This window comes from Mycobacterium sp. ACS4331 (genome assembly GCF_001667265.1).
Classification (GTDB): Bacteria; Actinomycetota; Actinomycetes; order Mycobacteriales; family Mycobacteriaceae; genus Mycobacterium.
Genome location: NZ_LZHW01000075.1, coordinates 76,311 through 86,486, shown reverse-complemented (window position 1 = coordinate 86,486; position 10,176 = coordinate 76,311). Strand labels below are relative to the sequence as shown.

Here is a 10,176-nt window from a genome sequence, read left to right as displayed (position 1 = left end):
GTTGTGGCAGCCGGATCGCAGCCCTGACGTCGACATCGCGGGACCGGTAAACGCCAGCGTCGCGCCACCGCAAGCGGTGACGCGACGCTGAGTCGGGTGTCGTCAGTCCTCGGAGCCGCTGCCGGGGCCGCCATTCGACTCAGACTGCGAACCCCCGTCCGAGCTCTCGCTGTCGGTGCTGGGCGCCGAGTCGGTGTCCTTCGACCGGTCGATGCCGAGGCCCTTCCGGATGTTCGAGCCCAGCTTCTCGACTGCGGCGCGCGCCCTCTCGGCGCGCTCCTGGCGCTGCTCGGCGGCATCGGCGCGTACCTGGCTGATGCGCTCCTTGAGGCTCAGGGTCGGTGCCGGCGCCTCTGGCTCGAGCTCACCTGCAGTCGGGGTCTTGGGCGACTCGTCGACAGGTGATTGCGACGAGTCCTCCCCTGAAGCCGTGGCCGCGGGGCTCTGCGGCTCCGAACCCGGCAGCGAGATATTGAGCGCCCTGGAGCCGACCGCGGGGTCCGCCGGGGAACTCGACGCCACCGTGGGGCCCGCCTCCGTGGTGGAGCTGGGAGCCGGTGTCGGCCGGGGGAAGGTGAGCGCAGTCGCGATCGCCTCGGGAACCTGCCGGAAGAAGAAGTCGACCGTGCCCGTGGGTGAGAAGAAGCCCGGGAAGTTCTGTCCGGGGCCGGGCGGGATCGATCCGTCATCCAGGAACTTCGGGCGGAACCCGTTGAAGAATGCGTTCGTGATCTTGGCCGGCGCATTGATCAGGGAACTGACGGCGGTCACGAAATCCCGCGCCTGAATGGCTTTCACGGTGTCATCGACGATCTCCAGAGTCTGGAAGATCGCGGTGACCGCCGGTGCGAGAAGCGCTCGGCCGAAGTTGCCCACCACGGTCCGTGACAGCAGGCCGGGGCCGTCGAGCTGTCCGCTGCTGTTGGGGGTGGCCATCCATGAGGTGCCGAGAATCCTTGCGAGGGGTTCGATGCCCAGGGCGTCGAAGAAGTCGCCGGGAATCCGGAGGGCGTCGAGGTATTCGGCCCGGCCCCCCGACAGGATGTCGGCGAGGAACCACTCGTTGACCTCGCCGAAGGCTCCGATGATGTTCCCCTGAAAGAGCTCCGTCGCTGCCTGCTGCAGCACGAGCGGCAGTTCCCCGAGGGCCTTCTGCAGGGATTCCCCCGAACCCTGTGTCGCCGCGGCGAGGCGGTCCAGATAGCCCGGGAGGCCAGAGAGGGCACCGAGCAGGCGCTGGGGATTGGTGACGTTTCCGAGCACGGCGCCGAACTGAGCCTGCACGGCTGGGTTGGCGAGGGCCGTGGTCAACTTGGTCGACGCCAGCGAGATGGACTCCAGCAGCGATTTCTGGTCCGGCGTGGTGACCGCGATCGTCTGGAACGTGTTCGCAAAAGTCTGATGCCAGACCTCCAGCGGATTCTGGAACGCCGAAAGGTCGACGGCCTGGTGGGTGGAGGACACCCGCACGTCGGGCAGTGTCGGTGTGACCAGTGCCGGGCTCACGGCCACCGCGGCGGCCGTGGTCATTGCGATGCCCGCAGCCAAGAACTTCCCGCGGTGCGTACGCGCGGGCGACTCTGCGGTCACCGTGACGCTTCCAGCACTGGGCATGGATTACCTCCTGTGAGAAACCTGTGAAATCGCTGTGTTTCGCCGAACGTATCCGAATGAAAGGCAAATCACAATAGGTACGCCTTGCCTTAGTAACCACAGCCTTACCTATGTGCTTTGCACGGCTGGAAGCCGCGCCAGCGATTCGGAACGGGGGCGTCGCGGGACGCGTGGTCGCCGAGGGGCCCCCGATGGGTCGGCCCACCTGGCGGTTTTCGTTTCGCGGCCCTGCCGTCGGGTGTGGAGGCCGGCACTGTGGAAGGCGCTACCGATAGGTGTACAGTATGCGCATACATCGGGTGCGCGTCGATCTGAGGAGACCGTAGGTGACCGCTTCGGACCGTGTGGTGGAAACAGCGGAGCCCGCGCGGGCTGGCGGGACTGACAGCCCGGCCGTCCTGTACGAGGTTCGTGACTCCGGCGTGGCGGTCCTGACATTCAACCGACCCGAGCGCATGAACGCGTGGGGCAACGCCCTGTCGACGGGTTTCTACCGCTGCATCGAGGACGCCGAAGCAGACCCGCAGGTGCGGGTCATCGTCGTCACCGGCAGCGGTCGGGCCTTCTGCGCGGGTGCCGACATGGGCAACCTGGACTCCATCTCGTCGACGACCGTCGAATCGGCGAACAAGACTGACGTCAGTGCTCTGGTGGCCGCCAAACACCCGTACTTCCTCACCCAGCTGAGGAAGCCGGTGATCGTCGCGATCAACGGTGCGATCGCCGGAATGGGGTTGTCGCAGGCGCTGATGGCCGACATCCGGTTCGCCGCGGCGGGCGCGAAGTTCACCACCTCGTTCGCGCGCCGAGGCCTGATCGCCGAGTACGGAATCTCCTGGATCCTGCCGCGACTCGTCGGCTGGGGTGCGGCGACCGAGCTCCTGCTGTCCGGCCGCACCTTCCTCGCCGAGGAGGCCGCCGACCTCGGGCTGGTCACCAAGGTGCTGCCGAAGGAGCAGCTCATGGCACACGTCCTCGACTACGCCGACGAGATGGCCCGGAACTGCTCGCCGACGTCGTTGGCGGTGATGAAGAGGCAGCTGTACGCGGACGCCGACATGCACCTCGTCGAAACCAGTAACAAGGCAGAGAAGCTCATGCACGATTCGATGCAGCGCACCGATTTCATCGAGGGCATCACCGCGTTCTTCGAGAAACGCGCACCGAACTTTCCGCCGCTGGCGGGCGAACCCGCAGCCGAGAACTGAGAGGAACCCGCGATGACAACGCTGGAGAGGCCAGTGCCGGCCAAGCTCGACTACCGGGCTGTCGATGTCGACAACCATTACTACGAGCCGATCGACGCCTTCACGCGGCACCTGCCCAAGGAATTCCGCAGCCGTGGTGTGCAGATGGTGCAGGACGGCAAGCGCACGCTGGCGGTGTTCGGGGGCGTCGTCAACCACTTCATCCCCAATCCCACGTTCGACCCGATCATCGAACCCGGATGTCTGGACCTGCTGTTCCGCGGTGAGATCCCGGAGGGCGTCGACCCCGCCTCGCTGATGAAGGTCGACCGGCTGGCCGACCATCCCGAGTACCAGAACCGGGATGCGCGGGTGAAGATCCTGGACCAGCAGAACCTCGAAACCGTGTTCATGCTGCCGACTTTCGCGTGCGGCGTGGAGGAGGGGCTCAAACACGACATCCCGGCCACCGCGGCTTCGGTGCACGCCTTCAACCTGTGGCTCGACGAGGACTGGGGATTCGACCGGCCGGACCACCGGATTCTGAGCGCGCCGATCATCTCCCTGGCCGACCCGGAGAAGGCCGTCGAGGAGGTCGAATTCGTCCTCGGCAGGGGAGCGAAGCTGGTGTGTGTGCGACCCGCGCCGGTGCCTGGTGAGGTCCGCCCGCGCTCCCTCGGCGACCCGCTGCACGACCCGGTGTGGGCGCGTCTGGCCGAGGCCGGTGTCCCCGTGGTCTTCCACCTCTCCGACTCCGGATACATGGCGATCCCCGCGTTGTGGGGTGGCAGCGGTGTGTTCAAGGGCTTCGGCAAGCGTGACCCGCTCGACATGGTGATCATGGACGACCGCGCCATCCATGACACCCTGGCTTCGATGATCGTGCACCAGGTGTTCACCCGGCATCCCAAGCTCAAGGTCGTCAGCATCGAGAACGGCTCGTACTTCGTCTACCGGCTGATCAAGCGCCTCAAGAAGTCCGCCAACAACGCGCCGTACCACTACAAAGAGGATCCGGTGGAGCAGTTGCGCAACAACGTCTGGATCGCGCCGTACTACGAGGACGACGTGAAACTGCTCGCCGACACCATCGGGGTGGACAAGATCCTGTTCGGCTCGGATTGGCCGCACGGCGAGGGATTGGCGGACCCGACGTCCTTCACGGCCGACATCCCGCAGTTCCCCGAGTTCAGCTACGAGGACACCCGGATGGTCATGCGCGACAACGCATTGACCCTCCTGAGCGCCCACAAGTCCGGCGCCTGAGTCCTGCCCATGGCTGAGTGGACCCTCGGTGCGGTGCTCGACGCCATCGCCGATGCGGTGCCGGACCGCACCATGACGGTGTGCGGGTCGCGCCGCAGCACCTATGCGGAGACGGCGTTGCGCACCCGGCGGCTGGCGAATTGGCTGGCGGACAGGGGGTTCGGCGCGCACCGGGAGCGCAGCGAACTCAACAACTGGGAATGCGGCCAGGATCTGGTGGCGCTGGTCATGCACAACGACCTCTACCCGGACATGGTGCTGGCGTGCCTGAAGGCCCGGGTCGTTCCGGTGAACGTGAACTACAACTACACCCCCCGCGAGGTCGCAGACCTCTTCGACTACCTCAAACCCCGTGGCGTCATCTACCACCGGGCGCTCGGAGCCAAGTTCGCCGACGTGCTGCCGGGCAAGGCGGAGCTGCTGCTCTCGATCGACGACGGCAGCGGTCTTGCCGAACTGCCCGGCGCGGTCACGCTCGACGAGGCCGTCGCGGCCGGGTCGCACGACACCGTGATCACGGCATCTCCGGACGATCTGATCATGGTGTGCACGGGTGGCACCACAGGTCGGCCCAAGGGCGTGCTGTGGCGACAGGGTGACTTGTACGTCGCGTCGATGAACGGTGCCGACCACGGACACGTCAGCGAAATCCAGGACCGGGTGCAGAATGTCGGTGCGCCGTGGTTCGCGGTCTCACCGCTGATGCACGCAGCGGGCATGTGGACCGCCTTCTCCGCCGTCCTCAATGGGCAGCCCGTCGTCCTGCACGACACCTCGCGCAGGTTCGACCCCAGCGAGGTGCTGCGGACCGCGGAACGCGAGAAGGTGGGCCTGATGACGATGGTCGGCGACGCCTATGCCGGACCGATCGCCGAGGAACTCGGCACCCGGCGGTATGACCTGTCGTCACTGTTCGCGATCGGGACGGGTGGGGCTGGCACCAATCTCAAGAACCAGCAGGCCCTCCTCGAGCACCTGCCGCAGATCACGCTGATCAACGGTTATGGGTCCTCAGAAACCGGCAACATGGGCTTCGGTCACAACCAGCGCGGCAACCACACCGAGACGTTCACGTTTCGTGAGGGCGGTCTGGTGCTCTCCGAGGACTACACCCGGTTTCTGGCCCCCGGAGACAAGGAGATCGGCTGGGTCGCCCGTAAGGGCCGAATCCCGTTGGGGTACTACGAGGATGCGGCGGCGACGGCCAGAACCTTCCCAGAGGTGGCGGGTGTGCGGGTCGTCATCTCGGGCGATCGGGCGGCCGTCGAGCCCGATGGCGCGCTGCGCCTCTACGGGCGGGACTCCCTGGTGGTCAACACCGGCGGGGAGAAGGTCTTCGTCGAAGAGGTCGAGGAGATCCTGCGGGCGCACTCCGATGTCGCCGATGCACTGGTGGTCGGCAGGCCCAGCGCGCGGTGGGGTGAGGAGGTCGTCGCGCTGGTGTCACTGAACGACGGCGCGTCCATGACGGCCGACGACATGCCCGCGGTGCTCGCCGATTTGTGCGCCCAGCGTCTGGCGCGGTTCAAGACACCCAAGCAGTTCATCGTCGTCGATCAGGTGCGCCGTCTCGGCAACGGCAAGGCCGACTATCGGTGGGCCAAAGAACGAGCAGTGCAGGATGAGTCGGCCCTGGTGGCATCCGAGCCGACCCGAGTCGAGGGGTGAGATGACGCAGGCCGAACCGGGTGGACGGGTCATCGACTGTCTGGTCAATGTGCATTTCGGCGAGACCGAGGTGCAACCACAGTTCATGACGAAGGTCCGCGACGACTACTTCAAGGGGCCGAAGTCGATGTTCGATCCCGTCGATCTCTCCGAGCTGATCGACGAGATGGACCAGCACGGCGTGAGCCGCGCGATCCTGATGGACAACCTGGCCAAGCCGTCGGTCACCGCCCGCAAGTTCGTCGAGGCCAAACCCGACCGCTTCACCCTGGCCATGGGTGGGGTCAACCTGTTGCGCCCGGTCGCATCGCTGCGGGAGCTCGCCGCGATCGCCGCGGACCTGCCGGTGTCCTACGCCGTTGTCGGGCCCAGCTTCTGGGGCGACGGTCAGTATCCACCGAGTGACGCGGTGTACTACCCGCTCTACGCCAAGTGCGCCGAATTGGGGCTTCCCCTGTGCGTCAACACCGGTATCCCCGGACCGCCCATCCCGGGTGAGGTGCAGAACCCCATCCACCTCGACCGCGTCTGCGTGCGTTTCCCGGAACTCAAGCTGTGCATGATCCACGGCGCGGATCCGTGGTGGGACGTCGCGATCCGGATGCTGATCAAGTATCAGAACCTGCGTCTGATGACCTCAGCCTGGTCGCCCAAGCGACTACCGGAGGAACTGCTGCACTTCATGCGCACACGCGGCGCCGGCAAGGTCATCTTCGCCTCCGACTGGCCCGTGCTGCGGCAGCACCGCGTGGTCCCCGAAGCCAAAGCCCTCGACCTGCCACCCGAGGTGCTGGACAACTACCTCTACCGCAATGCCGAGCAGTTCTTCTTCGAGAGCCAGGAGCAGTGAGCCGCATGGACCGTTACGAATTGCGCAGGCTGGACTACAGCCTCAGTGAGGATCACAAGGACCTGCAGGCCGCGTACCGGCAGTTCTTCGACACGCACTGTTCGATCGAGGTCGTGTGGGCGGCCGAGGAGTCCGGTTACGACAAGAGCCTCTGGGAACGCATGTGCGCGATGGGTGCCAGCACCATGGCTCTCGACGAGTCCGTCGGCGGCGACGGCGCGACTCTGGTGGACCTGACCCTGGTGGCCGAGGAAGTGGGCCGGGCCGTCGCGCCCGTGCCGTGGATCGACCACGTGTGTGCGGCCCGACTGTGGGCACGTCTCGGCGGCGTCGACCCAGAGGCCGTCGAGGGCACCCAACTCCTCGGCTTCGACTCCCGCGTCGAGGCGACGCCCGGCAGGCGACTGGTCGCCTCGGGTGCGGTGGCCGACCGCATCATCGTCCGTGACGGTGACGACGTCGTGGCCCTGAGCTATGACGCGCGTCCCGAGCGGGTGGCCAACCTCGGCCGTCTGCCGATGGCATGGGTGGATCCGGCCACCGCCGACCAGCGCACGGTCCTGGGGTCGGGGCCCGAAGCCGTCGCCGAACATGCCCGGGCACTGGATGAATGGCGAGTGCTGACCGCCGCGGCGCTGACCGGCCTCGTCGAGCAGACCATGACGATCGCCGCCGAGTTCGCCAAATCCCGCTACACACTGGGTGTTCCGATCTCCACGCTGCAGGCCATCTCGCATCCGCTGGCCAACATGGCGATCGTGGTCCAGGGCGGCCGCAACCTCGCACATCGCGCCGCGTGGTTCCTCGACAACGAACCCGCCGAGCGTCCCGAACTTCCGGGCTCGGCCTTCGTCTTCATGGCCGAGGAGGCGCCCAAGGCCGCGACCATGGCCGTCCACATCCAGGGTGGTCTCGGCGTGTCGACTGAGGCCGCCTCGACGGCGTACCTGGTGCGGGCGCGCGGTTGGGCGTTGGCCGGCGGTGACCCCGCGGACACCGCCAAACAGATCGGCCGGATCGTCGCAGAACGCGAATCCCAGTCGGCGTAAGGACAGACAAGACAATGGATTTCACACGAGTTGAGCTCAACGCCGAGGACCGGGCCTTCCTGGAGGAGGTGCGCGGCTTCCTGGCCGAGCACGTGACCGACGAGGTTCGCCGCCGCGACCGCGAGACCGGAGACAACTTCGATGAGGGTGTGCACCTCGCGATCGGCGCGGCGGGCTACCTCGAGAAGGAATGGAAGTCCGAGGACGAGGGCGGGTTCAGCCGTGTCCGGCGCAGGATCTGGGAACTCGAGAAGCGTCGGGCCCACGTGCCCTGGGTCACCTGGGGCACGACGTCTCTGGTGGCGCGGTCCGTGCTGGCATTCGGCCGCCCCGAACTGGTCGAAGAGGTCATGCCCAAGGTGTTCAGCGGCCACGTCCGGATGTGCCTCGGCTACACCGAACCCGAGGGCGGATCCGACATCGCGACCTGCAAGACGCGGGCCGTGCGTGACGTCGGTGGATCTGGCTGGATTATCAATGGCGCCAAGATGTTCACCACCGGTGCCCACAACTGCCAGTACGTCTTCCTGATCACCAACACCGACCCCGAGGCGCCGAAACACAAGAGCCTCAGCATGTTCCTGGTACCCCTGGATCTGCCCGGTATCGAGATCCAGGGCATCCGTACGGTCGACGGGGACCGGACGAACATCGTGTACTACAGCGATGTCCGCGTGGATGACAAGTACCTGCTGGGCGAAGCCAACGGTGGATGGGCCGTGCTGCGTGGACCGTTGGACACCGAGCACGGTGCGGTGGCGTCGGCGCCGGACGGGCTGCAGGACGTGGCGATCATGGCGCACCAGGCGGGGTTCATGTCCGCCGCACTCGATGCCGTGGCCGCGACCACTACGACACCCGACGCCGCGGGCCGGCGCCGGATCGACGACGACTCGGTGGCCCACCGACTCGGGCGCAGCACGGCACGGCTGGAGGCCGCGTTGTCGACGCCCAGCATCTTCGGACGGGTGTCGCAGGCGCAGACCATGCGCGACATCGGCCCTGACCTCATGGACATCGCCGGGCCCGCATCTGTGTTGCCCATCGAGACCGATGGGGCCGCCGACCATGGAACCTCGGAGTATCTGTACCGGTTCGCGCCGCTGGCCGGCATCTACGGTGGCACGCTCGAGGTCTTCCGCAACATGATCGCCCAGCATGTGCTGGGCCTCGGCAAGCCGAACTACTCGCCGCCGAAGGCCCGGGTGTCGTAGGGGCGTCGCGCGTCGAAAATGCAGTGAGGGTCGTCATCGATTGCGGATGACGACCCTCACTGCAATCTCGGCACGCCAACTAGGCGATCGCGCCGGCCTCCTTGAGCTCTGCGATGCGATCCCAGTCGATGCCGAGCTCCATCAGCACCAGTTCGGTGTGCTCCGAGGCCTGCGGCGCGCGCGTCGTCTCCAACGGTTCGTGGTTGAACTGCACCGGGCCGCGGACCACCTTGAACGGTTCGCCGCCGTCGGCCGCCTCGACCTCGACGATCATGTCGTTGGCGATGGCCTGCTCGTCGGTGCCGAGGTCAACCAGGCTCTGGAACGGCGCCCACTGCCCGCGCATCGACTTGAGATGCTGACGCCAGTACTCGAACGGTCTGCTGCTGATGGCCTCGGCGATCAGCGTGCTGGCCGCCTCGGCATTCTGGATCAGCGGCATGACGTCGCTGAACCGAGGATCGTCGGCCAGCTCGGGCAGGCCCAGATGCTCGAAGGTGTCCCGGATGTAGCCCGTGGGGCTCACGATGCACAGGTTGATGGTGCCGCCGTCGGACGTCATGTAATTGGCCATGAAAGGGTTCACCGAACCGACATCGCCGGGCATCAGCGATCGCATGGTCTCACCGGTCTCCATGCCCTGCGTGACGCTGGCGCCCGCGGCCCACCACGCGGTGGACAGCAGCGACACGTCGATCTCGGCGGTCTCCCCGGTGCGCTCCCGGTGGAACAGCGCGGCCGAGATGCCGCCGGCGATGTTCATGCCGCCGATCGAGTCGCCGAACGCCGGAATGCCCTGCGACAGCGCACCGCCGATCGCCTCCGGCGTCAACGCATGCCCGACGCCGCTGCGGGTCCAGAAGGCCGTGCCGTCGAAGCCGCCGGTGTCCCGCTCGGGCCCCTTGTCACCGTAGGCGCTGCCGCGGGCATAGATGATGTTCGGGTTGACGGCGCGGATGTGCTCCACGTCGAACTTGTTCTTCTGCCGTTGCGCGGGCATGTAGTTGGTCAGGAAGACATCCGCGGTCTTGGCGATCTCGTAGAGCACCTCCTGACCACCGGGGGTGGAGACGTCGATGCCGACGCTGCGCTTGCCGCGGTTGGGGTGCTCGATGAGCGGGTGGCGCTGCGGGTCGAGTTGGAAGCCGCCCATGTTGATGAAACCGCGCTGGGTGTCGCCGCGGACGGGGTGCTCGACCTTGATGACATCGGCGCCCCAGTCGGCGAGGATCGCTCCCGCCGCGGGGACGAACGTGAACTGTGCGACCTCGAGAACCCGCACACCTTGCATCGGCTTGAGCACAACAACCCTCTCGTCGGTTTCGTCG

Annotated in this window: 8 protein-coding genes; 6 read left to right on the top strand and 2 right to left on the bottom strand. The window is 66.6% G+C overall.

Features of this window, described 5'->3' with window-relative positions; translation table 11 throughout:
* Positions 1–102 precede the first annotated feature (102 nt).
* The gene (locus A5727_RS18160) at positions 103–1,614 is read right to left on the bottom strand and encodes a hypothetical protein (RefSeq protein WP_157521445.1); all 1,512 of its coding nucleotides are present in this window, start codon (positions 1,612–1,614) and stop codon (positions 103–105) included.
* Between the two features lie 326 nt (positions 1,615–1,940).
* Between A5727_RS18160 and A5727_RS18155 the strand changes: the two genes are divergently transcribed.
* The 6 genes from A5727_RS18155 to A5727_RS18130 are packed head-to-tail and all read left to right on the top strand — an operon-like array spanning position 1,941 to position 8,848.
* Positions 1,941–2,822 carry an enoyl-CoA hydratase gene (locus A5727_RS18155; protein ID WP_068252602.1) on the top strand — a complete coding sequence of 294 codons (882 nt, stop codon included), beginning with the start codon at positions 1,941–1,943 and terminating at the stop codon, positions 2,820–2,822.
* A gap of 12 nt (positions 2,823–2,834) precedes the next feature.
* Positions 2,835–4,067, top strand: a complete 1,233-nt coding sequence (locus tag A5727_RS18150; RefSeq protein WP_068252597.1) for an amidohydrolase family protein — start codon at positions 2,835–2,837, stop codon at positions 4,065–4,067.
* 9 nt (positions 4,068–4,076) lie between these two features.
* On the top strand, positions 4,077–5,735 hold the full coding sequence (locus A5727_RS18145) for an acyl-CoA synthetase (RefSeq protein ID WP_068252594.1): 1,659 nt from the start codon (positions 4,077–4,079) through the stop codon (positions 5,733–5,735).
* Between the two features lies 1 nt (position 5,736).
* Complete coding sequence (locus tag A5727_RS18140) at positions 5,737–6,585, top strand: amidohydrolase family protein (RefSeq protein WP_068252591.1); 849 nt, start codon at positions 5,737–5,739, stop codon at positions 6,583–6,585.
* Positions 6,586–6,590: 5 nt separating this feature from the next.
* Positions 6,591–7,634 carry an acyl-CoA dehydrogenase family protein gene (locus A5727_RS18135; protein ID WP_068252588.1) on the top strand — a complete coding sequence of 348 codons (1,044 nt, stop codon included), beginning with the start codon at positions 6,591–6,593 and terminating at the stop codon, positions 7,632–7,634.
* A gap of 14 nt (positions 7,635–7,648) precedes the next feature.
* Complete coding sequence (locus A5727_RS18130) at positions 7,649–8,848, top strand: acyl-CoA dehydrogenase family protein (RefSeq protein ID WP_068252585.1); 1,200 nt, start codon at positions 7,649–7,651, stop codon at positions 8,846–8,848.
* A 79-nt stretch (positions 8,849–8,927) separates the two neighbouring features.
* On the opposite strand, the gene A5727_RS18125 is transcribed toward A5727_RS18130, so the two are convergent.
* Positions 8,928–10,139, bottom strand: coding sequence for a CaiB/BaiF CoA transferase family protein (locus tag A5727_RS18125; protein ID WP_068252658.1), 1,212 nt, complete (start codon positions 10,137–10,139; stop codon positions 8,928–8,930).
* Positions 10,140–10,176: the final 37 nt, after the last annotated feature.

What these genes read in the sequence shown, in the direction of transcription:
- A5727_RS18125 (WP_068252658.1), bottom strand. Translation starts at nt 10,139, where the DNA reads ATGCAAGGTGTGCGGGTTCTCGAGGTCGCACAGTTCACGTTCGTCCCC.
- A5727_RS18150 (WP_068252597.1), top strand. Translation starts at nt 2,835, where the DNA reads ATGACAACGCTGGAGAGGCCAGTGCCGGCCAAGCTCGACTACCGGGCT.
- A5727_RS18160 (WP_157521445.1), bottom strand. Translation starts at nt 1,614, where the DNA reads ATGCCCAGTGCTGGAAGCGTCACGGTGACCGCAGAGTCGCCCGCGCGT.
- A5727_RS18135 (WP_068252588.1), top strand. Translation starts at nt 6,591, where the DNA reads ATGGACCGTTACGAATTGCGCAGGCTGGACTACAGCCTCAGTGAGGAT.
- A5727_RS18140 (WP_068252591.1), top strand. Translation starts at nt 5,737, where the DNA reads ATGACGCAGGCCGAACCGGGTGGACGGGTCATCGACTGTCTGGTCAAT.
- A5727_RS18145 (WP_068252594.1), top strand. Translation starts at nt 4,077, where the DNA reads ATGGCTGAGTGGACCCTCGGTGCGGTGCTCGACGCCATCGCCGATGCG.
- A5727_RS18130 (WP_068252585.1), top strand. Translation starts at nt 7,649, where the DNA reads ATGGATTTCACACGAGTTGAGCTCAACGCCGAGGACCGGGCCTTCCTG.